This is a genomic window from Aureimonas mangrovi (assembly GCF_014058705.1).
Classification (GTDB): Bacteria; Pseudomonadota; Alphaproteobacteria; order Rhizobiales; family Rhizobiaceae; genus Aureimonas; species Aureimonas mangrovi.
On sequence record NZ_CP059692.1, the window covers coordinates 826,478 to 850,948 of the forward strand.

Annotated in this window: 19 protein-coding genes; 15 read left to right on the forward strand and 4 right to left on the reverse strand. The window is 64.9% G+C overall.

Annotation, left to right across the window (positions count from 1 at the left end; all coding sequences use genetic code 11):
* The first annotated feature begins 3 nt into the window (after positions 1-3).
* The 3 genes from H1343_RS03855 to H1343_RS03865 all read left to right on the forward strand — a co-directional run bounded on the left by H1343_RS03855 (position 4) and on the right by H1343_RS03865 (position 2,473).
* On the forward strand, positions 4-651 hold the full coding sequence (locus H1343_RS03855; protein WP_185984633.1) for an isochorismatase family protein: 648 nt from the start codon (positions 4-6) through the stop codon (positions 649-651).
* Positions 652-788: 137 nt separating this feature from the next.
* Positions 789-977 (forward strand): hypothetical protein, encoded by a 189-nt coding sequence (locus H1343_RS03860; protein WP_210270076.1) that lies wholly within the window; start codon positions 789-791, stop codon positions 975-977.
* The gene (locus H1343_RS03865) at positions 974-2,473 is read left to right on the forward strand and encodes a sodium:solute symporter family protein (RefSeq protein WP_185984635.1); all 1,500 of its coding nucleotides are present in this window, start codon (positions 974-976) and stop codon (positions 2,471-2,473) included. Before H1343_RS03860 ends, H1343_RS03865 begins: the two co-directional genes overlap by 4 nt.
* A 120-nt stretch (positions 2,474-2,593) precedes the next feature.
* Here the strand turns inward: H1343_RS03865 and H1343_RS03870 are convergent, their stop codons facing one another.
* Entirely contained in the window at positions 2,594-3,028 is a 435-nt protein-coding gene (locus tag H1343_RS03870; RefSeq protein ID WP_185984636.1) for a MarR family winged helix-turn-helix transcriptional regulator, read from the reverse strand.
* 155 nt (positions 3,029-3,183) lie between these two features.
* Here H1343_RS03870 and H1343_RS03875 point away from each other — a divergent pair, with 155 nt between their 5' ends.
* From H1343_RS03875 to H1343_RS03930, 12 genes are all read left to right on the forward strand, one after another.
* Positions 3,184-3,696 carry a (2Fe-2S)-binding protein gene (locus H1343_RS03875; RefSeq protein WP_185984637.1) on the forward strand — a complete coding sequence of 171 codons (513 nt, stop codon included), beginning with the start codon at positions 3,184-3,186 and terminating at the stop codon, positions 3,694-3,696.
* Positions 3,693-7,142, forward strand: a complete 3,450-nt coding sequence (locus H1343_RS03880) for a molybdopterin cofactor-binding domain-containing protein (protein WP_185984638.1) — start codon at positions 3,693-3,695, stop codon at positions 7,140-7,142. Before H1343_RS03875 ends, H1343_RS03880 begins: the two co-directional genes overlap by 4 nt.
* Positions 7,143-7,196: 54 nt before the next feature.
* Positions 7,197-8,363, forward strand: a complete 1,167-nt coding sequence (locus H1343_RS03885) for an FAD-dependent monooxygenase (protein WP_185984639.1) — start codon at positions 7,197-7,199, stop codon at positions 8,361-8,363.
* A 388-nt stretch (positions 8,364-8,751) separates the two neighbouring features.
* Positions 8,752-9,768, forward strand: coding sequence for an extracellular solute-binding protein (locus H1343_RS03890; protein WP_185984640.1), 1,017 nt, complete (start codon positions 8,752-8,754; stop codon positions 9,766-9,768).
* Between the two features lie 56 nt (positions 9,769-9,824).
* Positions 9,825-11,873 (forward strand): hydantoinase/oxoprolinase family protein, encoded by a 2,049-nt coding sequence (locus tag H1343_RS03895; RefSeq protein WP_185984641.1) that lies wholly within the window; start codon positions 9,825-9,827, stop codon positions 11,871-11,873.
* Positions 11,870-13,870, forward strand: coding sequence for a hydantoinase B/oxoprolinase family protein (locus tag H1343_RS03900; RefSeq protein WP_185985469.1), 2,001 nt, complete (start codon positions 11,870-11,872; stop codon positions 13,868-13,870). Before H1343_RS03895 ends, H1343_RS03900 begins: the two co-directional genes overlap by 4 nt.
* Entirely contained in the window at positions 13,867-15,078 is a 1,212-nt protein-coding gene (locus H1343_RS03905; RefSeq protein WP_185984642.1) for an NADH:flavin oxidoreductase/NADH oxidase, read from the forward strand. Before H1343_RS03900 ends, H1343_RS03905 begins: the two co-directional genes overlap by 4 nt.
* 40 nt (positions 15,079-15,118) lie before the next feature.
* Complete coding sequence (locus H1343_RS03910) at positions 15,119-16,465, forward strand: NAD(P)/FAD-dependent oxidoreductase (protein ID WP_185984643.1); 1,347 nt, start codon at positions 15,119-15,121, stop codon at positions 16,463-16,465.
* On the forward strand, positions 16,465-17,514 hold the full coding sequence (locus tag H1343_RS03915) for an ABC transporter ATP-binding protein (protein WP_185984644.1): 1,050 nt from the start codon (positions 16,465-16,467) through the stop codon (positions 17,512-17,514). The genes H1343_RS03910 and H1343_RS03915 overlap by 1 nt, the downstream gene beginning before the upstream one ends.
* Entirely contained in the window at positions 17,511-18,395 is an 885-nt protein-coding gene (locus H1343_RS03920) for an ABC transporter permease (protein WP_185984645.1), read from the forward strand. The genes H1343_RS03915 and H1343_RS03920 overlap by 4 nt, the downstream gene beginning before the upstream one ends.
* Positions 18,395-19,210: an ABC transporter permease gene (locus tag H1343_RS03925; RefSeq protein WP_185984646.1), complete on the forward strand. Its 816-nt coding sequence runs from the start codon at positions 18,395-18,397 to the stop codon at positions 19,208-19,210. Before H1343_RS03920 ends, H1343_RS03925 begins: the two co-directional genes overlap by 1 nt.
* Positions 19,211-19,307: 97 nt before the next feature.
* Positions 19,308-20,231, forward strand: coding sequence for a LysR family transcriptional regulator (locus tag H1343_RS03930; RefSeq protein WP_185984647.1), 924 nt, complete (start codon positions 19,308-19,310; stop codon positions 20,229-20,231).
* Positions 20,232-20,512: 281 nt separating this feature from the next.
* Here the strand turns inward: H1343_RS03930 and H1343_RS03935 are convergent, their stop codons facing one another.
* From H1343_RS03935 to H1343_RS03945, 3 genes are read right to left on the reverse strand one after another with little or no spacing between them, the layout of a single operon-like run.
* On the reverse strand, positions 20,513-20,983 hold the full coding sequence (locus tag H1343_RS03935) for a PTS sugar transporter subunit IIA (RefSeq protein WP_185984648.1): 471 nt from the start codon (positions 20,981-20,983) through the stop codon (positions 20,513-20,515).
* 47 nt (positions 20,984-21,030) lie between these two features.
* On the reverse strand, positions 21,031-21,723 hold the full coding sequence (locus tag H1343_RS03940) for a response regulator transcription factor (protein WP_185984649.1): 693 nt from the start codon (positions 21,721-21,723) through the stop codon (positions 21,031-21,033).
* Complete coding sequence (locus H1343_RS03945; RefSeq protein ID WP_185984650.1) at positions 21,720-24,422, reverse strand: sensor histidine kinase; 2,703 nt, start codon at positions 24,420-24,422, stop codon at positions 21,720-21,722. The genes H1343_RS03940 and H1343_RS03945 overlap by 4 nt, the downstream gene beginning before the upstream one ends.
* Between the last annotated feature and the right edge of the window lie 49 nt (positions 24,423-24,471).

The window sequence follows — 24,471 nt, forward strand, 5'->3', positions numbered from 1 at the left end:
AAGATGTCTCAGGCGGTCGTCTACGATCGGGCAGGTTTCGGCGCCAACGTGCCGCGCGGATCGCGCCCGGCCGTCCTGGTCGTCGATTTCAGCTACGGCTTCACGGACACGCAGTATCCAACGGCGGCCGAGATGGGTGCCGAGATCGAGGCGACGAGACGACTGACCGACTTTGCACGGCGGGCGGGGATGCCGGTCGTCTACACGACGATCGCCTACCGGCCCGCCGAGCGTGACAGCCTGCCCTGGCTGAAAAAGGCGAAGGGCATGGCGGCGCTGATGGTCGGAACCCGCCTCATCGAGATCGATGCGCGCGCCGGCATGCAGGACGAGGACGCGCTGATCGTCAAACACGGCGCATCCGCGTTCCACGGAACCAACCTTGCCGCGCTCCTGACGGGGGCCAAGGTCGATACGCTCGTCGTTACGGGTGCGACGACCTCTGGTTGCGTGCGCGCCAGCGTGGTGGACGCGGTTCAGTGCGGTTTCAACGTTTTGGTTCCTGCCGATTGCTGCGCCGACCGCGCGTCGGCGCCGCACGAGGCGAACCTCTACGACATGCAGCAGAAATACGCCGACGTGACCGACAGCGCCGATGTCCTCGCATGGCTTGGCCAGGTCGCGGGGGCGCGCGAGGCGGCGCGGGCCTGACGCCCGCCCAACCGACATCCGGGCCGGCCGCAAGACCGTCCGCAGCATGACGAAGACGCCGCCGGCGGCACATCCGCCGGCGACCGGAGACGTGCATTCCGAAATGACCCTCTCACCCCCGCGCGGAAGGACCCGCCATGTCTCGAAAAACCAGTCTCGTTCTAATGGCATTCCTAATCATCGCCTGTTACGCGGTGCCCTACCTCTTTCTGGGCGGCGTGACCGGCTTTGCGGGAGCGTTCCTGTTCTGGACGCTCGCGGGCCTCGCTGTCATCGCGCTCAATGCGGTCGCCACCGCCGGCTTCGTGCGGGGGAACGGTCGATGAACACGAACCTCATCATCATCGGCATCGTCGTCTATATCGCAATCTCGCTTCTCGTGGCCTTCCTGTCGCGGGCCGGCCAGTCCACCACCATGTCGGACTATTTCCTCGGCGACCGCACGATGGGCGGCGTCGTCTCGGCGCTCAGCTACTCGGCCACCACCTATTCGGCCTTCATGATGGTGGGCCTTGCCGGCCTCACCTATCGCGGGGGCGTCGGCGCCCTCGGCTTCGAGATCATCTATTTCGCCGGCGTCTCGCTGGTGGCGATCTTCGGCCCGCGCTTCTGGGCTGTGGGCAAGAAATACGGCTTCGTCACGCCCTCCGAAATGCTGGGCTTTCGCTACGGCAACAAGTGGGTGGCCGTCTCCGCGGCCGTGGCGAGCTGCGTGTTCCTCATTCCCTACTCGGCCGTGCAGCTGGCGGGCGTCGGCTATCTCCTGTCGGGCATGAGCGGCGGGGCGATCTCCTTCGCGCTCGGCATCGTCGTTGCGACGGTCCTCGCGATCGCCTTCTCCTACATCGCCGGCATCCGCTCGGTGATGTGGACGGACAGCGTCCAGGCGCTCCTGATGATTGTGGCGAGCGTGGCCGTCGTCGGGTTCGTCGTCTACGAACTCGGCGGCTTCTCGGGGCTCTTCGCCGCCGTGGAGGAAGCCGATGCGCGCATGCTGAGCGTGCCCGGTCCGGGGCTGTTCAGCTTCACCACTTTCCTCGGCCTGACGATCCCCTGGTTCTTCTTCGCCATCTCCAACCCGCAGGTGAGCCAGCGTCTCTTCATGCCCGCCTCGCTTGGCGCGCTGCGCAGCATGCTGATGATCTTCCTCGCCTTCGGTTTCGTCTACACGCTGGTGTCGGTGATCTGGGGCTTCTCGGCCTTCGTCGCCTTCCCCGACCTTGAGAACCCGGATCTCGCGACCTCGACGCTCCTGTCGTCCGAATATGTCCCGCCGCTCCTCGGCATCATCGTGATGATCGGCATCCTCGCGGCGGCCGTCTCGACGATCGACTCGATCCTCCTGACGCTCGCCTCGATGGTGGCGCGCGACGTCTACGGCAATCTGGCAAAGCGCGACGACGCCCGCGAGCTGAAGATCGGCAAGTTCGTCATCCCGGTGATTTCGTTGCTCGCGCTCGGCTTCGCCGCTCTCCAGCTCAACCTGATCGCCGTCCTCTCCGTTGCGGCATCGGCGGGGCTGGTCGTGATGGTGCCGGCCATCATCGGCGCGTTCTTCTGGGAGCGCGGAACGGCGGCCGGCGCGCTGGCGAGCATCGTCGGCGGCAGCATCTTCGTGATGGCCATGTACATGACGGGCAACTCGCTCTTCGGCCTGAACGCCGGCATCCTCGGCTTCCCGGTCTCGGCGCTACTGTTCGTCGCGGGCAGCCTCGTGACGAAGCCCTCCACCGACGCGGCGCGTGCCTTCATGGGCGAGGCGAACGCCGTCCTCGAGAAGGACGAGGGGCACACGGCGCCCGTTGCGCCGGCCGCAGGTTGAGCGAAGAGCTCGACGACGATCGCGACGGTCCGCATCCGGTGGGTGCGGACCGAGGCCCTATCTCCGGCTAGCCACCTGAATGAGAGCGACACGGTTATGCTCTTCGCCGCAAAACTCCACTCATGTCAGCTTGGCCAGAAGTTTGAGGAAGACTTGCCGCTCACGCGCGTTCAACGGTTCGAGGGTCGCCTCGGTGATCTCCTTGACGACGGGAATGGTCGCCTGCACCAGCGCGCGCCCCTTCTCGGTCGAGCGCAGGACGTAGCGCCGACGGTCGACCTTGTCGCGCTCGGTGGTCAGGAGGCCCTGGCTTTCAAGCCGCGACACCACGCCCTTCGTCGTTGCGGCATCCATCGCGACAAGGCGGCCGAGCGAGTTCTGCGAAATCGGGCCGGGCTCGCTGTAGAGACGGAAGAGCGTCGAGAACTGCGTGGCGGTCAGCGTTGCTCCCGCCGCGCGCGAGAACAGGGTCATGTGACGCTGATAGGCCTTGCGCAGGAGGAAGCCGACCTGCTCGTCGAGAACATAGTCGGATGGCTTCACCTGATCGCCCATCGAATGCTCCGATACCTATCCCGCGTCGTATCGGCCCCCGGGCGCAATCGCCCGCTACCGGGAAGCGCCGCCTGGGGCCGGGTCCAATCGCTTATAAGCCGAGCCCTGGGGAGACAAGCCGTTAGTATGCATCCGACTGAACGAGCGTGGTCGCGATGAGGCGGGAGACGCAAAGGTCTGTGAGGTTCTGCCTGAACGGCAAGGAGCGCACTGAAACCGTCGATGTCGAGCGTTCGCTTCTCGACGTCCTGCGCGCCGACTTCGCTATCAAGGGCCCGAAATACGGCTGCGGCCTCGCCCAGTGCGGAAGCTGCACGGTGCTGGTCGACGGCGCGCCGGCCAGAAGCTGTGTCCTGCGCGCGGCCAAGGCCGACGGCAGCGAGATCGTCACGCTCGAAGGGCTCGCGGATGACGAGCGAGGCGTGCTCCACCCGGTGCAGCAGGGCTTCATCGACGCGCAGGGCGCGCAGTGCGGTTATTGCCTCAACGGAATGATTATGACGACGGTGGCGCTTTTGCGCGCCAATCCCGCTCCGAGCGACACAGAAATCCGCAGCGCCCTGCGCCACAATCTCTGCCGCTGCGGCACGCATCAGGAAATCCTTGAATCAGTGCGGCGGGCCGCAAGCCTCACGGCGGCTCGTCAGGCAGGCGGAGTCGCCACATGACGACGACCCCGCGCTCCGGCTCCATTTCAGTCTATCGCGAGACGCCCGCGCGCCGCGATACGCTCCTTACATTCGAGGCGAGCGGCATCGTCACCGCCTTCAACGGCCACGTGGATCTGGGCACCGGCATCCAGACGGCGCTGGCGCAGATCGCCGCCGAGGAACTGGACCTTCCCGTCGACCGGGTCCGCTTGGTGCTGGGCGACACGGCTCGCACGCCGGATCAGGGACCGACCATCGCCTCCGAGACGATCCAGATCGCCGCCGTGCCGCTGAGGCTGGCGGCCGCGCAACTGCGGGCCGAACTGGCAACCCGCGCCTCGCTGCGGCTGAACGCGCCGGTGGAGGAGATCGCCCTGCGGGACGGGCGCGTCGGCCATGCCGGTACCGAACTGGACTATGCCGACCTTCTCGACGACGAGGCGGCTTTCCTCGCGCTCGACCTTCAGGCGGTGGTGAAGGACCCTCGCGCCTATTCGATCGTCGGGCGCAGCGTCCCGCGCGTCGACCTGCCCGCCAAGGTGACGGGCACCCATCGATATATCCACGACGTGGACGTGGCCGACATGGTGCACGGCCACGTCATCCGGCCGCCTTATGAGGGCCGCGACAGCGGCGAATTCATCGGCCGCAGTCTCATCGGCTACGATCTGGCGGCCGTCGAGGCGATGGACGGCTTCATCGCGGTGGTGCGCGAGGGCGATTTCCTCGGCGTCGTCGCGCAGCGCGCCGACCAGGCGCAACGCATTGCCGAGGCGCTGCCGGTCGACTGGCATCTGCCGCCCGACTTGCCGGACCTGACGAACCTTGCCGAGGCGATCCGCGCGCAGCCCTCGACGCCGCGCCGGCTCGATGAAACGGGCGATTTTTCGGCCGGCATCGCGCAGTGCGACAAGCGCTTCGTGCGCACTTATCTCTGGCCGTACCAGCTCCACGGCTCCATCGGTCCTTCCTGCGCGATCGCGCACTGGCAGGGCGAGAGCGCCATCGTCTGGTCGGGCAGCCAGAACCCGCACATGCTGCGCGGCGACCTCGCCACTCTCTGCGGCCTCAAGCCCGAGCGCATCGAAGTGCGCCGCTATCAGGCGGCGGGCTGCTACGGTCGCAACTGCGCCGACGACGTCTGTGGCGATGCCTTGATCCTGTCGCGCGCCGTTGGGCGCCCCGTGCGCGTGCAACTGACAAGGGCGCAGGAGCATCTGTGGGAGCCGCGCGGAGCGGCGCAGGTGATGGACGTCGAGGGCGGGCTGAAGGACGGCCGCTTCCACGCCTACAGCCTCGACACCTGGTATCCGTCCAATCGCGGACCGAACCTGTCGCTTCTTCTCACCGGGCGCATCACGCCCGAGCCGCGCCCGACCGACATGGGCGACCGCACGATCATCCCGCCCTATCGCATCGCCCACAAGGCGATCACCGTGCACGACATGGCGCCGATCGTGCGCGCCTCCTGGATGCGCGGCGTCTCGGCCCTGCCCAACACCTTCGCGCATGAGAGCTTCGTCGACGAGCTGGCAGCGGAGGCGGGCGAGGATCCCGTCATCTTCCGCCTGCGCCATATCGACGACGAGAACACAGCCGATCTCATCCGTCAGACGGCCGAGAAAGGCGGATGGGAGGAGCGCACCGGGCCGCGCCGTCGGCGCGACGGGCGCATGGCCTACGGGCAGGGTTTCGCCTTCGCCACCTATGTCCACGGCACGTTTCCGGGCACGGCCGCAGCCGCCGCTGCCTGGGTCTGCGACGTCACGGTCGATCTCGACAGCGGCGAAGTGAACCTGACGCGCGTCTTCGTCGGCCAGGACCAGGGCCTCGTCATCAATCCGGACGGCGTGCGGCACCAGATCCACGGCAACGTCAACCAGACGGCGAGCCGCGTTTTGACCGAGAAGGTCACGTTCGACGAGATCACCCGCACCGGCTCTCCGCAGAGCTGGGCGAGCTATCCGATCCAGACCTTCCCGGAGACGCCGCATATCGAGACCATGCTGGTGGAGCGGCCGGGAGACGCAGCGCTCGGCGTCGGCGAGAGCGCGGCCGTGCCGTCCGCCGCCGCAATCGCCAACGCCATCTTCGATGCCACCGGCATTCGCCTGCGCGAGGTGCCATTCACGCCCGAAAGCCTGCGCCGCGCGCTGCAGGAAGAGAAGGGGCCGACCGCCGTTTCCGGTGCGCATGCGGGCTCGGCTGCGGCGAAGACGAAAGGCTGGCGCGAGCGGATGGGCTCCAGGGGGCTGGCGGCCGCCGCCGCACTGTGCGGCACGCTCACCGTCGCGGCGGTCGGTCTGCCGATCCACCGTTCGATCCCGCCGACGCCGGCACCGGGCGCCTCGAGCTTCTCGCCCGAACTTCTTGAGCGCGGCCGGCAGGTCTTCGCCACGGGCAATTGCGCGGACTGCCACACCGCGCCGGGCGGGGCTGCCAATGCGGGCGGGCTGCCGGTCGAGACGCCCTTCGGCACGATCTACACGACCAACATCACCCCGGACCCCGAAACGGGCCTCGGCCGCTGGAGCTTCACCGCCTTCGAGCGCGCCATGCGCCAGGGTATCAGCCGCGACGGGACGAACCTCTATCCGGCCTTCCCCTACACCTCCTTCGCCCGGATGGAGGGCGAAGACCTCTTCGCGCTCTACGCCTATCTCCAGACGCTCGAGCCGGTTCGCCAGGAGGCGCAGCCGTCGCAACTCGTCTTCCCGGCCAATCTGCGGCCCGTGAACGCGCTGTGGAACATGATGTTTCATGACGCGACGCCGCTTGAGCCGGAGCCCGCGAAGGGCGAGGCGTGGAACCAGGGCCGTATCCTCGTCGAGACGACGGGCCATTGCAGCGCCTGCCACACGCCGCGCAACGCGCTGGGCGCTGAGAAGGGCGGCGAGGCGGCCCTGTCCGGCGCGACAGTGAAGGGATGGTACGCCCCGCCGATCGCCGGGGAGGGCGCGTCCACCTTCGGCTGGAGCGAGGAACGCTACTTCGAGTATCTGCGCACCGGTTTTGCGGACGGCCTCGGCGCGGCGTCCGGGCCGATGGCCGACGTCGTGGACAATCTCCAGGCTCTGCCCGACGCCGACATCGCGGCGATGGCGACCTATCTCGCCTCGCTGACTCCACAGGTGCCGGCGGGAGCCGACCCCGTCCCCGAGCCGGCTCGGGCATATAACGTCTCGGCGCCCGATGCGACGCACCGCTTGTTCGAGACCGCTTGCGCCGTCTGCCACGAGCCTGTCGTCACAGATCTCGCGACGGCCGCGCGCATCCCGCTGTCGCGTTCGCCCGCCATTCGCGCAGCATCGCCCGAGCCTGTGCGTACCGCGATCCGCGAAGGCATCCGCGCGCCGCTCTCGCTTTCGACGCGCGATATGCCGGCCTTCGCGTTGGAGCTGACGGAGCGCCAGATCGACGACCTCGCGGATTATGTGCGGGCTCGATATGGCGCCTCGCGGTGACATGAACCTCATGGCGACGCGCTTTACAGTGCGGACAAAATTGTTAGTATACACATGAAATTAGGAAAGGCTCAGGCTTTGGAAAACGTTGATCGGGTGGATATTGCGGTCATTGGCGCCGGGCTCGGCGGTGCGGCCGCCATGGCGCTTCTGGACGACGCCGGGTTCGAGGCGCATGTGTTCGAGCAGGCGCCCGAGTTCACGCGGCTGGGCGCGGGCATCCATGTCGGGCCGAACGTGATGAAGATCTTCCGCCAGATCGGGCTGGAGGATCGCCTAAGCGGCATCGGCTCGCATCCCGACTTCTGGTTCTCGCGCGACGGCACGACCGGCGACTACATGTCGAAGATCCGCCTCGGCGACTACGCGCTGAAGGAATACGGCGCACCCTACATCACCATCCATCGCGGCGACATGCATGCGATCCAGGTCGAGGCGCTGCCGTCCGAGCGCGTGCATTTCGGCCATCGGCTGCAGGAGATCGAGGAGCGCGAGGACCATGTGCTCTTGACCTTCGAGAACGGCCGCAAGGTCGCCGCAGGTCTCGTGGTTGGCGCAGACGGCATCAACTCGGTCATCCGCGAGAAGCTTCTCGGCGTCGAGCGGCCGACCTTCTCCGGCTGGGTCGGGCATCGCGCGCTCGTCAATGTCGATCGCCTGCGCGCCTCGGGCCTCGAATTCGAGGCCTGCGTTAAATGGTGGTGGGAAGCTTCACGCCACATTATGGCCTACGCCACTAAGGGCGACGGCTCGGAATACTACTACGTGACCGGCGTGCCGGTGGACGGCTGGGAGCACGAATCGGCCTTCGTAGACTCTTCGCGCGAGGAGATGGAAGCGATCTTCAATTCCTCGCACCCGATCGTGCAGGCTCTCATCGACGCGACGGATCACGTCACCAAATGGCCGTTCCTCAACCGCGACCCACTCAATCTGTGGAGCCAGGGGCGCCTTTGCCTTCTCGGTGATGCCTGCCACCCGATGCGCCCGCACATGGCGCAGGGCGCGTGCATGGCGATCGAGGATGCGGCGGTGCTGGCGCGCTGCCTATCCGAAACCGGGCTTTCGGACTACACGCCTGCCTTCAAGCTCTATGAGGCGACGCGGCGCGAGCGCGCCACAAAGGTACAGACGATCTCCAACGCTAACACGTGGCTGAAGGAGCCCGAGGACCCGGCTTGGGTCTACGCCTACGACCCGACGAGCGCCGCGCTTGGGTGATTAAATGCGCAATAAGTAACTGGGCTTGCTTCGGAGCCGACGACCCGCCGACACCACGTCCCGTAAGTTTTGAGTATGCGTCAAGCAGACCAAGCTATCTGATTGGCCGAAACAGGCAGCAATAGCTTCGCCCATCCTTGCCACCAACTGGCAGGGTATCGCCTCGAAAGCTACCGTCAGAGCGATCGTCTCCCAGCCTCGCCCTGCCGCAGCACAACCGGCTTGCAGATGCCGAATATCTGATATCGCGTAGTCGGCGGCGCTGGTTCTGCTAGCGTCATCGTGTTGTCGCATGAAGTTCTGGTCCGCTTCCTTTTTAGGGAAGCACCGGTCGAGCCTCGCTCGCTCGGCCGTGGGTAGAATTGTGCCCGGAAAAAAGGGGTAACGGATGAGACACTACGCCATTTCTGTCGCTGTCGTGCTTGGAGCAGCCGCTCCGGCAGCCTCGCAAGACCTGACCGTGACTGCCTTCGGCGGCATCTGGGAGGAGTCGTTGCGAAAGTGCACGATCGAACCTTTCCAGGCAGCGACCGGGAAACAGGTTGCAGTCCAGCTCGGCGGATCGGCCCAATGGTTAAATCAGATTTCGGCGACGCCCTCCAACCCGCCGATCGACGTTCTCCTGATATCAAGCGATGCGGCCTTCGACGCCGTGGAGCGCGGCTTGGTGGAACATCTGACAACCGAACAGGTGCCGGCGCTCGACCAGATCCTGCCTCGCTTTCGCGAACTGACGGGTGATAACGGCGCAGTGCACAATTACGGCACGATGGGGGTCCTTTATAACAAGGACGTCATTGATGAGCCGCCCGCAAGCTGGAACGAGCTCATCGACGGGACGATCGAGGGTCGATGGACGTTGGCGATCCCCGGCGTCAACAACGGCATCAGCGCGATGCTGACGACCGTCTGGTACTGGTCGACGCAGCTCGGTGGCGACATCGACAATGTCGATCCGGCTTTCGAGAAACTGGCCGAAATGCGCGATAGCGGCAATCTGGTCGTCTGGAACAGTTCCAGCGACGTCATCCCGATGATGGGCAGTGGCGAGGCGGACATCGCGGTCTACTGGGACGGTCGTGCCTGGGCCTTTATTCGCGATGGGAACGACGAGTTCGACTTCTACGGCCCCGAGCCCGGCATGGTGCCCGCACTGACGTGGGTCCAGAAGGTGAAGAACGGGCGCGAACTCGGCTACGAGTTCATCGACTTCATGCTGCAGGAGGAGCAGCAATCGTGCTTCGCGGCCAACATTCTCTACGGCGTCGGCAACGAGAATGCCACGGTGCCGGGCGACCTCCAGGCCTACATGCCTGACCATGAGGGCCTGGTGTTCCCACCCTTCGAGGATGCCGCCGCCAATTTGGCGTCGTGGGTCGAGCGCTGGAACCGCGAGGTCGATTGACCGGTTCGGGGCGGCTTTGCCGCCCCATCTCTTCTTCCAACAATTCGGAACTGACGATGGGATATCGGGTCGGCGTCGACATCGGTGGCTCTTTCACCGACTTTGCTGTGTTTCATGAGGAAACCGGCAAGATTTCCAGCATGAAGACCTTCTCCCGACCGGATGAGCCCGGCGCCGAGGTCATAGAGGGCATTCGTCTGCTCGGCGAGCGTTACGGCATCCAACCGGCGGACATCACATACTTCACCCATGGGACCACCGTGGGCATCAATACGGTGATCCAGCGTCGGGGCCTCAAGCTCGCGCTCTTCACGACGCGCAATTTCGAGGACGTCCTCGAACTGGCGCGGCTGAAGGGACCCGACATGTATAGCCTTCTGTCGAAGCGCCCGGCGCCGCTCGTGCGCCGTTCGATGGTGTTCGGCATCGTTGGCCGGCTGAACGCGGATGGCAGCGAACGCGAACCGCTCGACGACGCTTCGATCGTCGCAGCCGTGGAGGCGGCTCGTGCCAAGGGCGCCGAGGGCATCGTCGTGTCCCTACTGCATGCCTATCGCAATCCGGCCCACGAACTTGCCGTACGCGAGCGCATCGAGGCTCTGTGGCCAGGGGTTTTCGTCAACTGCTCCAGCCAGACGTGGCCGATCATCCGCGAGTACGAACGCACCATCACCTCGGTGATCGGCGGGTATGTGCAGCCTCGCGTGGCGCACTATCTCGGTTCGCTGCAGGCCGCTCTGAAACGGGCGGGCGTTGATTGCGAGCCGCGGCTGACGAAGTCGAACGGCGGCGTGATGTCGGCTGAGCAAGGCAAACGCGACTGCGTGCAGATGATCCTCTCGGGCACCGCCTCGGGCGTCATCGGCGCCGCACATCTGGCCAAGACATGCGGAATCGCCAACGCGCTCAGCCTCGACATCGGCGGCACCAGTGCGGACATCTCAGTGATCAGCGATGGCGAACCACGCTACGGCACCGGCGAACTGATCGGCGACTTCAACATCCACATTCCGTCCGTCTCCGTGTCCTCAGTCGGCGAGGGCGGTGGCTCGATCGCTTGGGTCGATGATCTGGGCGTCCTGAAGGTCGGGCCGGAAAGCGCCGGCTCGCGCCCGGGCCCCGCCTGCTACGGACGCGGCGGCGATAGGCCGACGATCACCGACGCCATGGCGGCGACGGGCCTTCTTGGCCACGCCCCGCTCGGCTACAGCGCCGTCGATGTCGACGTCGAGGCCTCGCGCAGGGCGATCGCCAAGCTGTCGGACCGTCTGGGCGAGAGCGTGGAGGAGACGGCTGAAGCCATCCTGAATGTTGCTATCTCCGGCATGTACACCGAAGTCAGCGCGCTGATCTCGAAATACGGTATCGACATCAGCGAGTTCTCGATCCTCGCTTTCGGGGGCGCAGGCCCAATGCTCGGCTGCCATCTAGCGCAGGAGCTCGGCGTAAAAGAAACCGTCATTCCGCTGACGCCGGGCGTTCTCTCGGCGCTCGGAGGTCTCATCGCGGACCTTAAGAGCGACTTCCTCTCGACGGTCTATTTGGACCTCCAGGACGACGACGGTCCGCTGATTGCGAACGAATATGCGAGGCTGAAGGGAGCGGCGGAGGAATGGCTCCTCGATGAACAGGGTTTTGCCGGACAGGCAGCCGTCACCGTGAGCGCTGACATGCGCTACAAGGGCCAGTCCTACGAACTTGACGTCCCTGTCGATCTCGACGCTGCGTTGGCCGGTGACGTTGCGGCATTCTCGACGGCGTTTCATGCCGAACACGAGCGGATGTACGGACACAAGAACACCGCGGCGCCCCTTCAGTTGATCTCGTTGAAGCTCGTCATCACGGCGGCGGGCGAAAAGCCGTCGTTCGAAGAGCAGGACGTCGTGGACGCGCATGCAGAGCCGGCAAACCGGGTGCAGGTCTTCATGGGCGGCGTTTGGCGCGAGGCGTCCCTGTTCCATCGCGCAGCGCTGGCGCCAGGTCACCACTTCCAGGGTCCGGCGATCGTCGCGCAGGACGACACAACCACGGTCATCCCGGCGCAATATGTCTGTCGGGTCGATCGAAACGGCAATCTGCGTGTCGCAAGGGAGCTCGCATCATGATCAGCAAATCCCGGCTGCAGATTTTGGCGAACTACTGTGCCGCCGCGGCCGAGGCGATGGGCTTCACCATGATGCGCACGGCCTACTCGACATTCGTCAAGGAAACGGAGGACTTCTCCTGCCAGTTGATGACGCCGCAGGGGCTCACCTTCGCCTCACCGGTGACGACGGGCGCGACCTGGTATACCGGGCTCGACTACGGACCGGTGATCGCGATGATCGACGATTACCGCCCCGGCGACGTCTACGCGGTGAACGACCCCTACAGCGGCTTCGTGGCCACCCATACGCCGGACGTCCATGTCTGGATGCCGGTGTTCCGTGACGGTCGTCTCGTCTGCTTCGTCGGCAACCACGTGCACAACACAGATATGGGCGGGGCGGTGCCGGCCTCGCTTTCGCGGACGCTGACCGAGGTCCAGCAGGAGGGGATCCGCTTCCCGCCCATCCGCATCATGCGTGACGGCGTCCTCGACGAACGTTTGGTCGAGATGATCGAGCTGAACGTGCGCTCTCCCGTGCAAAACCGCGGCGATCTCGGCGCTCAGTTGGCCTGCCTTTCCACCGGAGAGCGCAAGGTGCAGGAGATCATCGATCGCTTCGGCATCGACGATTTCATGGCCGGCAGCCAGCAGCTGCTGGACTATGCGGAATCGCAGGCCCGGCAGATCGTTCAGTCGATCCCCGACGGGCGGTACGAATTCTCTGAGTTCGCCGATGAAGACAGCGTCGACGGCGTTCCCTGTCGGATCAACATCGCCATGACCATCTCGGGCTCGGATGTCGATCTCGACTTCACCGGGAGCGATCCCCAGGTCGTCTCGTCGCTGAACATGCCTACCGGCGGAAATGTCAGGCATTCGCTGATCACGGTGGGTTTGATCTACAGCCTCCATACGCTGCGGCCCGACGCTCTCCTGAACGCAGGTACGGTGCGGATCCTGACGGGTACACTGCCACTCGGCACGATCGTCAACCCGGTGTCACCGGCCGCCGTCGGCATGCGAAGCCTGACGAGCGCCGTGACGCAGGCAGCGTTCTTCGGCCTTTTCTCGCAAGCCGCCCCAGACCGTCTGCCGGCTTGCCCCGCGGGAGGCTCGAGCCTTCTGAACGTTCGTGCCGTCGCCAGCGACGGCCGCCGCATCATCGCCTCGATCGGCCCTGTGGGCGGAGGCGCCGGCGGCGGTCCCGGTGCCGATGGCCAAGAGGGCTGCGGTGCGAACTCGGCTTTCCTGAAGAACACGCCGGTCGAGATCAACGAGGCCGAGGTGCCGATCGACATCATCCGCTACGGACTCGTCCCGGATACGGGGGGAGCAGGGCGCTGGCGGGGTGGCAACGCAGCGGTGATGGAGTTCCGCATGCGCACGCCGGAAGCCATGGTTACCGCCCGCAACCGCAACCGCGCCACGCTGGCGGCATGGGGCGTCCTTGGTGGAAAGGCAGGCGCGAACGCCCGCTTTACCCGAAATCCGGGAAGCGACACCGCGTTGGAACTTGGCAACACGGACATCGTCCCGTGCGAGCCCGGCGACGTGATCCGCAGCCAGGGGCCTGCGGGGGGCGGTTATGGACATCCCTTCGACCGTCCGGTGAGTGAGGTGCTAGAGGACGTCGAAAGCGGCTTCGTCTCCGCCGAGAAGGCGCGAACCGCGTACGGCGTCGCCATCCGCGAAGGACGGATCGACGAAACCGAAACCGCCGCGTTGCGAGCCGATCGAGCAAAAATTGGCGGCCACTTCGATTACGGACCGAACCGTACGGCTTTCGAGGCATGCTGGACCCGTGAGAATTATGTCGCGATGACGCGGATCATGGAAGCCGTTCCGATCAACTGGCGCCATTTCGTGAAGCATCGTCTGTTCAAGGCGGTGAGCGAGGACGCGACGACTTCGACACCGCAGTCGATCCTCCGTGCCTACGGCGAACTGCAAGAGCGCTTCGTCGACCTCCCCGTCATCGATGACCGTCAGTCCGATAAGCGAGACGCAGCATGAGCACCGCTACCGCACCGCACCGCGCGAGCCGCACGGCCGCGGAGGGCCGGCCACTTCTCTTCTCGCCCTACCGCCTGGCGGGCGTGACGTTCCCCAATCGGCTCGTCGTCGCACCGATGCAGATGTATGTCGCCGACCAGGACGGCAAGCTGAACGACTGGCACTTCCAGCATCTCGCCCGCTTCGCGACAGGCGGCTTCGGCACGGTGATGACCGAAGCACTGATGGTGGAGGCGCGCGGTCGCAACACCTACGGGGACTGCGGCATCTGGGAGGACGGACATGTCGCTCCCCTAAGGCGGCTCGTCGACTTCCTGCACGGTCAGGGGACGCTCGCAGCGGCTCAGTTGCACCATGCCGGACCGAAGGCGTCCCGTCAGAGACCTTGGGAGGGCCGCGGTCCGCTTGGCGCGGTCGAGAGTGCACGTGGCGAGGCCGCCTGGCAGCCCATTGCCGCCTCCTCGGGCAAGACGCTCGATAATTGGCACGAGCCTCGTGCCGCCACGCTTGAGGATATCCGCGAGATCGTCGCTGCCTATGGTCAAGGCGCGAGGCGTGCCGACGAGGCCGGGTTCGACGTTCTCGACATTCACGCGGCCCACGGCTACCTCATTCACTCCTTCCTTTCGCCTGTGAACAACGATCGGACCGACGCCTACGGCGACTCCTTGGAAGGGCGAATGCGACTGGCGCTGGAGATCGCCGAGGAGTTGCGGCGCTTCTGGCCGAAGGACAAGCCGCTAATCTTCCGGATTTCCTGCGTCGACTGGCGGCCCGATCTCGACGAGCGTAAGGACGGATGGTCCCTTGAGGACTCTATCGTGCTCGCCAAGGCGTTGAAGGCGCGGGGCGTCGACATGATCGACTGCTCGTCAGGCGGCATTCGCTCCGCCAGCTCGGGCACGGATTTCCTGCTCAAGCGTCAGCCGCTTCGCAAGGGACATCAGACGCCTTACGCCGAACGGATTCGCCGTGAGGCGGATATTGCGACCATGGCGGTCGGCGTGATCGTCGATGGGCCGCAGGCGGAGGCGATCCTTCAGGCCCGCAAATCGGATCTCATCGCCATCGGGCGCGAAGCGCTCGTTGATCCCCATTGGGCTTTGAATGCCGCCCGTGCGCTCGGGATCGACGATCCCTGGTCGATGTGGCCGCCGTCCTACGGGTGGTGGCTGAAGATGCGCGAAGAGATCGGCATCGCTGACTGAACACTACCAAATTCTTGAAGCTGCCGCGGGGAGCCGCGCAATGACGCCATCGATCCTTTCGTCCGACTACGTTGCAAGACCGTACTGGTGGGACGCCTACACGCCGGACACCGGCCGCGCGGACGAGCTTCCCGCTACAGTCGACGTGCTCGTCGTGGGCGGCGGCTATGCCGGTGTCTGCTGCGCCGCAGAGATCGCCGAGGACGGACGTGACGTCGTGGTGCTCGATGCAGCCGAGCTGGGTGGCGGCGCCTCGAGCCGTTCGGGTGGACAGGTGACGGGCGGGGTTAATGTCCAGAAGAAGGCTGCACAGGCCTCCTCCGGCGACCCGACGCCGGAGGGGCGCCAGTTGTTGGAGGACCGGCTTGGCGATGCCTCGCGGGCCTTCCAGTGGCTGCGCAACGTCATCGCGGAGGAGGCGATCGACTGTGAGCTGAAGATGAATGGGCGACTGACCGCCCTGTGGGCGCCGGAGCACTTCGCTGGGTGGCAGTCGCGCTTGCCGCAACTCAATGCACTGACCGACTCCGATGCCGTGATGCTGACGCGCGAGCAACTGAGAGAGGAACTCGGAACGTCGATCTACCAGGGCGCCGCGTTCATCCGCCATGCGGGGCACCTCAACCCGGCCGCGCTTTACGGCGGTCTTCTGCGGCGCGCACTCGAGCGCGGTGTGCGCTGCTGGGGCGGGATCAAGGTTCAGGGCGTCGAGCCCGTCAACGGCAGCTTCCTGGTCCATACGACGCGCGGTGATATTCGGTGCGGCGAACTCGTCCTGGCGACCAACGGCTCGGTCGGCGAACTCGACGCCCCATTGTCCCGGAGTGTGGTCCCGGTCTCCAGCCACATGATCGCGACGGAGCCGCTGCCGGAGGATCTCCTGCGCTCGGTCATCCGTCACGACCGCGCTGTCTCCGAAACGCGCCGTGTGGTCAATCACTATCGGCTCTCTGGCGACGGTCGCCGGCTGGTTTTCGGGGGACGAGCACGCTTCGTCCCGACACGTCCCGATACGACAGCGCGCCTGCTGCATCGATTGATGACACGCCGCTATCCACAGCTCACCGAGGCAAAGATCACCCATAGCTGGGGCGGGAACGTCTCGATGACGCTCGACTTCATGCCGCATATCGGCGGGCGGGACGGCGTCTATTTCGTGTTCGGCTGCAACGGCAGCGGCGTTGCGATGATGTCTTGGCTGGGCAGCCGACTTGGGGTGAAAATTCGCGAGCGGCGCGCGGATCCCGTCTGCGCCTACGATTCGCGCCCTCTGCCGCGCCACGCGCTTTATCGCGGCAATCCATGGTTCATGTTCGCGCTCGGCAGTTACTACCAGCTGCTCGACGCGATTGATTATCGCCGATCCACCCGGACAATGGGTACGTGATGACGAAGACCGCCTCGCTCAAGCTCGACAACATCAGCAAGACATACGGCGCAATCGTCGCGCTGCAGCCCATGCAGTTGCAGGTGGAGCCGGGAGAACTGATCGCGTTGCTCGGCCCCTCCGGCTGCGGCAAGACCACGACGCTTCGTATCGTCGCCGGCTTCGAGCCCCCGGATCGAGGACGTGTTCTCATCGGAGATCGTGACGTGACCGCTTTGTCGCCGAACATGCGCGATATCGGTCTGATGTTTCAGAACTACGCGTTGTTTCCGCATATGAGCGTGGCGGAGAATGTCGGCTTCGGGTTGAAGATGCGCAAGGTGGCGAAGGCGGAGGCTCAAAGCCGTGTCAGCGCAGCGCTCGACATGGTGCGTATGGGCGCCTTCGCAGAACGCTCCATCGGACAGCTTTCGGGCGGTCAACAACAGCGCATCGCACTGGCTCGCTCCCTTGTGGTGAACCCGTCCGTCCTTCTTCTCGATGAGCCGCTGGGGGCGCTCGATCGCAAGCTTCGCGAGGAGATGCAGTTCGAGCTCCGTCAGCTCCAGCGCCGCTTCGGCATCACGTCGATCCTGGTCACCCATGATCAGGAAGAAGCCCTGACCATGAGCGACCGCGTCGCGGTGATGAACGCCGGTGCGATCATGCAGATCGGAGAGCCCAAAGCGATCTACGACCGGCCGAGTTCGGTCTTCGTGTCGGAGTTCCTCGGAACCAGCAATCTCTTCGCCGGCGAAATCCGCGGCGGTACCTTCCGGTCGAGCGAAAGCGCTAAGCTGGCTGTATCGTGCGACGAGCCCGACGGACCCGCGATCCTGGTCTTTCGGCCGGAGCGCCTTCTCATCAAGCCACAGGGGAAGGGAAAGCTCGAGGCCCGGGTCCGCGACGTCGTGTTTCGCGGCAGCCAGTACACCTACGAACTCGATGCCGGGCAGCGCGACCGCCCTATCATCGTCTACAGCCAGCACGCCCATCCGATCGATGCAGACGGGGTCGTCGGTATCGACTGGACGCAGGCTCCTGTCGTCCTGCGCGAGACTTTGCCGTGAGTGCGGCGGAGCCCGTTCGCGTCGAGCCCCACCGCGCCCTGCGGCGCTTCCGTGTCGCGCGTCTCTGGTGGATCGCTCCGGCAGCCGTCTTCCTCGTGCTGTTCTTCATCGCCCCGCTGGTCGCCAACATCTGGCGCAGCATCGGCGGCAGCGCACCGGGCCGCGCCAGCCAACGAGGGGTCCTGGAGAACTACACGGTCCTCGTCACCGACCCGTTCTATTTCGGGGTGCTTCAGGAGACGATCGTCGTCGCAGTCGTCGTGACGCTGGCCTGCATCGCGCTCGGTTATCCGCTTGCCTACTTCATGGTGCGCAAGGCCGGGCGCTGGAAGGGGCTTATCCTGTTCTGCCTGATCGCACCGCTGCTGACCTCGGTCGTGATGCGGGCCTTTGGCTGGCGGGTGATCTTCGCCAATCGAGGTTTCCTGAACACGTTGCTCGTCGATGGAGGTCTGCTGGAACGTCCGATCAACCTCGCCAACCATCCGGTGTCCGTCTATGTGGCGCTGATCCACATCCTTCTTCCGTTCATGGTGTTGTCGATCTCCTCCGTCCTGCAAGCCATCCCGCGTTCGCTCGAGGAAGCGGCGCGCGCGCTGGGTGCGAGTAAGATCAAGGCCTTCTGGCACGTCACGCTTCCGCTGAGCATAGAAGGCGTGATCACGGGATCGATCCTCGTCTTCGTGCTGACGAACGGCAATTTTGTCGCTGCCCTTCTGCTCGGAAACAATTCGGTTCGAACGCTGCCCTTGATGATCTACCAGCAGTTCAACCTGACGCAGGACACTTCCTTCGCGGGCGCCATGGGCAATGTTCTGCTCGTCATCGCCCTCATCGGCCTGTGGGCACAGTCTCGGTTCGGCAAGGGAAGGGGCATCTGATGGCGCAGCGCAGTTCAGGACGCCGCGAATGGAGCAGCCTCGCGCTCGGCGCATATTCCGTGGTGCTTTTGGCCATCGTGATGTTGCCGATCGTGCTTGTGGTCGTGGTCTCCTTCTCGGAAGGCAGTTTCATCCGCTTCCCCGTCGAAAGCTGGTCGCTGCGCTGGTATGTGCGCGCCATCGAATACGGCCCCTTCATGCACTCCTTGTGGATCAGCGTGCAGCTCGCGGTGGCCGCGACGGCCGCAGGATGCTTGATCGGCGTCCCCGCCGCGCTCGCCTTGGCCCGCAGCCGTTCAGGCTTCGCAACGGCGGTCGCCGCCTTCCTGCTCGCTCCGATCTCGATTCCCGCGATCGTCCTCGGCTTCACCCTCTTGTACTATCTCTCCGCCCTCGGCATCGGCGTCTCATTTCTCGGACTTTGGGTGGCACACACCGTCGTCGCCGTCCCCTACGTCGCCCGCACGGTGATCGCGGTGTATCGCTCGGTTCCGGAGAATCTCGAGGAGGCCGCGTCCATCCTGGGGGCCTCCCGATGGGCCACCCTCCGCTACGTGACCTTGCCGGTGATCCGTCCCGGCATCTTCGCCGGTTCGATGTTCGCGGCACTGATCTCCTTCGACAATCTTTCCCTGTCCTATTTTTTCGGATCGACGTCCGCGACAACACTCCCGGTCGTCATGTTGAGCTACATGGAGAACCAGTTCGACCCCGCGATCGCGGCGATCAGCGCGATCCAGATGGCGATCGCTGTGGCGGTCCTCCTCGTCCTCGAACGTCTCTACGGCCTCGACACGCTGGTGGCCGCCAAATAGCCTGACTACGAGGACTGTTAGGGAAGGTCTCGCCGACGCAGCCGGCGATCCGCCGTGTTCGCATCGGCTCGATCGGTTCGTGATGAGGACGACGAGATTGGTCACTGCCGCGATCCTCAACGAGCGGAATCTCAGCTATCTGATCAGGATCGCGGAGTGTGGCAGCTTCTCGCGTGCCGCCATCCTCCTCGGCGTGACGCAATCGGTCCTCAGCCGGCGCATTCGCGATCTCGAGAACGAGGCCGGGACAACGATCTTCCACCGCAACGGCCGCGGACTTGTTATCACTCGCGACGGGGAAATGATCGTCGAACTCGCACGCAAGGTACTCGACGATGTCGACAGACTGCGGCTTTCTATCGAGACAGGTCGCGAAGCACAGCCCGATAAGTTGATCATCGGGTTGATCCCCTCGCTTGCGGCCAGCGCGACTGTGCCGTTGGTCCGCCGTCTTTCCAAACTGCTACCCGACACGAAGCTGCATATTCAGGAAGGCTCGTCCGGGAGTTTGGTCGAGTGGCTCCATGACGCACGGCTGGACGTCGCATGCCTCGACGACGGCCCCATGCTCAAGCGGTTCAATCCCGTCCGGATCACGGGCAACCCACTTTACCTGACCTGTCACCGCGACGACATCACTTTGCCGCCGGAAACGCCGATCCGCGATCTGCCGCGATACCGTCTGGTGCTGGCGGCCAAAGAGCACATCACCCGCAGGCAGATCGAGCAGGTTGCGCAGTCCCGCAACATTAAACTCGACGTCGCCTACGAGTCTGCGAGCCTGTGGTCGGTGATGAAGATCACGGACAGCGGCCTTGCTATGAGCATCCTGCCCTATCTCGCGACGTCCGAACCGGGCTGGCAGAGGAGCAGGCTCGTGGAACCGGAGATCGTCCGATCGCTCTGTATCGCAACCCCGCTGAAAACACAGAACTCGATCCCCATTCAACGTATCGTCAGTACGATCAAAGACGAGGTCCAGGCACTTTATCGAGAGATGCAACGTGAACTCCTGAGCTAGCAGCTCCCAAGCGTTTCCGTGAGCCTTCGCTACCGAGCTCAATCGAGGGTCATCAACGATCATAATCTGGTAGCTTTTGAAAATGAGCCAAAATAAACCTGTAGGATGCTGATCTAAAGCATCATGGTCCAAGCCATCACGAGACGGCAGCTATTTCTCGCGTTCGTTCGAAAGCCGCCGTTCCGCTTTCGGCCCGTCTTCGCCTGTCCTCGGATCCGTCAGTCGCACATTCACCTTTACGTTTTAAGTATGCATCAAGAGAACCGGCTTCAAAGTTCGCATCACGACCGAATTTCGCGCATGACACAGTCATACTCGGTCAACGCATTGTAGGCATCCTGGGGATCGCGCGCCTCGCGTATGCGCGTTGCAACCTCCGGGGACCGAAGCTGACGGGCGAACTTCGCCATCAGCGTCAGGTTGGACGCCGGATCGCTCGGCGGCAGGATCAGCAGGCAGACGATGTCGACGGGCGCTTCGTCGATCGCATGGAATTCGACTGGCCGATCGAGCCGAACCAAGATGCCAAACGGTGATGGGATGTCGAGCGTCGCGTGCGGCATTGCGATGCCGCCACCCATGCCGGTCGAGCCGAGTGCCTCGCGCCGTTCCAACGCCGTGAGAACGTCGCCTTCCGTAAGTCCCGGCAGGTGTGCGCACCGCTCGGAAAGCCAGCGCAACAGCTTCTCCTTGGTCCATTTGGAACCGTCAAGGATCACGTTCTCCGGTGAGATGACGTCGGAGATCTTCATGCAGTCACTCGCTTGTTTCAGTATCGGTCGGGGTGGCCGTCGCGCTCCTACTCGGTTTCGCGCAGTCGGTAGCCCACTCCCGTCTCGGTGGTGATGTATCGCGGGTCTTCCGGGGACTGTTCGATCTTCTGCCTCAGCTGCCGCACGTAGACGCGCAGGTACTGGACGTCGGTCGAGCCGCCCCAAACCTCGTCGAGAAGATGCTTATGAGTGATCGCCTTGCCCGCGTGCTGCACCATGACACGCAGGATGTCGTATTCCTTGGGAGACAGTTTCACCTCGGCCCCGGCGAGGGTGACGATGCGCTTGACGAGATCGACGCGCAGGTCCCCCGTCTGGAAAACCGGCCGCTCGCCCTGACGCTGGAGCCTGTGGCGCATGGCGACGCGGATACGCGCGACGAGCTCCTTCGTGCCGAAAGGCTTCGTCACGTAGTCGTCGGCACCCAGCTCCAGCGCGGCCACGATCCCCGTCTCGTCGGTTCGGCTGGACAGCACGATGACCGGCAGCGCCACGCCATTCTCACGCCAGCGCATCAGGAGATCCTGCCCCTTCATGTCGGGCAGGCCGAGATCGAGAAGAACGACGTCCGGCTTGTCGGACGCCGCCTTGGCAATTGCGTCCTTGCCGTTCGGCGCTTCCACGAGCGCAAAACCCTCCGCCGTCAGCCCGACGCGCAGAAGCCTGCGGATGGCCGGCTCGTCGTCGACGACCAGAACCTTGACGACCGAATTCGTCATGCCTCGTCCTTTTTGATGTTCACCGCATCAGAGATGCGCAGGCGGACGGTGAACACCGCGCCGCGGCGATCGTGCCGGTTCGCGGCTGTGATCGTGCCGCCCATCGCCTCCACGAAACCGCGGCAGATCGACAGGCCGAGCCCCGTTCCGGCCTGCACGTGGTCCTTCTTGCGGACCCGGTGGAAGCTGTCGAAGATCAGTTCCAGTTCGCCCTCCGGCACGCCCGGCCCCTCGTCGAGCACCTGCAGGACGACCATGCCGGCATCGCGCATGGCGCGCACGGTCACGGTGGTGCCGGGCGGGGCGTATTTGGAGGCGTTGTCGAAGAGGTTGAACAGGACCTGCTCGAACAGCACAGGATCCATCGTCACCATCGGCAGGTCGGCCGGGATCGAGACGCGCGTTTCGTGGCGCGACAGGATCTTGGCCGCACGTCTGAGCGCCGCCGCAACGGCGTCGTCGAGATAATGCGCCGCGAGCGCGGGGCGCGTCGCGCCCGATTCCAGCCGCGTCATGTCGAGAAGGTTGGCGATGAAGCGATTGAGCCGTTCGGATTCGTCGATCACGGTGGAGAGAAGCTCCTCGCGGTCCGTGGGCGAGATGTCGTCGGGATAGTCCTTCAGCGTCCCGGCCGCGCCGAGGATGCCCGCGAGCGGCGTCTTCAGATCGTGTGAGATCGAGGTGAGGAGCGCGGCCCGCAGCTTGTCCGCTTCGGCAGCGCGCTTGGCCTCGTCGACGTCGTCGACGAGCTGGATGCGCTCGATGGCGATCGCGGCCTGGTCGGCCAGCGCATTGAACAGACGCTGCTGCTCGGGTGTCAGGAGCGGGCCTTCCTTATCGTTGTCGAGGCCGACGACGCCGACGGGCGTCTGGCCGGTGATCAGCGGGATGTAGAGGCGGCGAGCGCCCGGCAGCGTATCGGCGCCGCGTCCGGCGGGGCGGTTGTGCTGCCATGCCCACTGCGCAGCCGCGATATCGGCATCGACCAAAGTATCGTCCGGCGGATAGCCGGCCCGCACAGCTACTGTATCGCCCTCCGGCAGAAGGAGCACCGTACGCACGTTCAGCATCGACGATATCTGGTAGGCGGTCGCCCACAGCACGTCGTCCAGCGTGGCGGCGCCGGCGAGCTTTTTGGAAAACAGATAAAGATCCTCGGTCGTCCTTGCCCGCCGCCGGGCGGCAGTTGCCTGGCGGTGGACGCGCGCGGTGAGGTTGCTGGTGATGACGGCGGCGCAAAGAAAGAAGAAGAAGGCGACCACGGCCTCGGGGTCGTGGATCGTGAAGGTGTAGGTCGGATCGAGAAAGAAGAAGTTGAAGGTCAGCGCCCCGACGAGCGAGGCGAAGAGCGCCGGCCAGAGCCCCGCCGTTGCGGCCGAGGCGAGGACCGCCATCAGGAAGGCCAGCGCGATGTTGCGCACGTCGAGCGTGCGCGACAGAAGCGTGCCGAAGACGAAGGCGGTCGCGACATAAGCGATCGACAGGAGATAGGGGCGAGGCCGGAACTTGCGGGGCCGAGCGAGCGTCAGGGCTCTGGACGGCATGGACGCGGACTCGCGTCCCGAGATGACGTGGACGGAGATGTCTCCGGCGTGGCGGATCAGATCCTGCGAGACCGAACCGCGGAAGAACTGGTGCCAGCGCGGCTCGGAGGATCGACCGACGATGATGTGGCTGACATTGTTCTCGCCCGCGTAGCGCAGGATCTCGCGGGCGACGTGATGGCCGGGTAGCGTGACCGCCTCGCCACCGAGCTGGCCGACGAGGCGCAGGGTCGCGGCGATCCGGTCCTTCTGCGCATCCGACAGGGTCGTCGAGCGTGGGATCTCAATATGGACAGCGGTCCAGGAGCCGCGCAGCCTGTCGGCCTGGCGCTTGGCATAGCGCACCAGCGAGGGACTACGGGGATCGTCGTCGACGCAGACCAGCACCCGCTCGCCCGCGGCCCAGGGCCCCTCGATGGCGTTAGCCTGCATGTGGCGCAGGAGCTGTTCGTCGACGCGCTGGGCCGTGCGCCTGAGCGCGAGCTCGCGCAGCGCCGTCAGGTTGCCCGGCGAGAAGTAGTTCTGCACGGCGCTCTTCGCGACATGCGGCAGGTAGACCTTACCCTCGTGAAGGCGCTTGATGAGATCGTCCGGCGTGATGTCGATGATCTCGATGTCGTCGGCGCGGTCGATGACGCTGTCGGGCACCGTCTCGCGCACCTGCACGCGGGTGATCTGCGCGACGACGTCGTTGAGGCTCTCGATGTGCTGGACGTTCAGCGTCGTGTAGACGTCGATGCCCGCCTCGAGGATCTCGAGGACGTCGAGATAGCGCTTGGGGTGGCGGCTGCCGGGCGCGTTGGTGTGGGCGAGTTCATCGACGAGGACGAGCGCCGGGCGGCGCGCGAGGACGGCGTCGATGTCCATCTCGTCGAGCGTGCGGCCCTTGTAGGCGACGCTCGCGCGCTCGATCACTTCAAAGCCCTCGATCAGCGCCTGCGTCTCGGCGCGGCCGTGGGTCTCGACGACGCCGATGACGACATCGACGCCGTCGCCGAGGCGGGCGCGCCCGCTCATCAGCATCTCGTAGGTCTTGCCGACGCCCGGCGCGGCGCCGAGGAAGATCTTGAAGCGGCCGCGCGTCTCCCGGTGCGCCGCTTCGAGAAGGGCGTCCGGTGACGGGCGCTTTTCGCCGTCTCGTTGATCGTCCGCCATCATGATCGTTCCTTTGGTACGGCGGACCGTATTCTGTCCGCCGTACCCT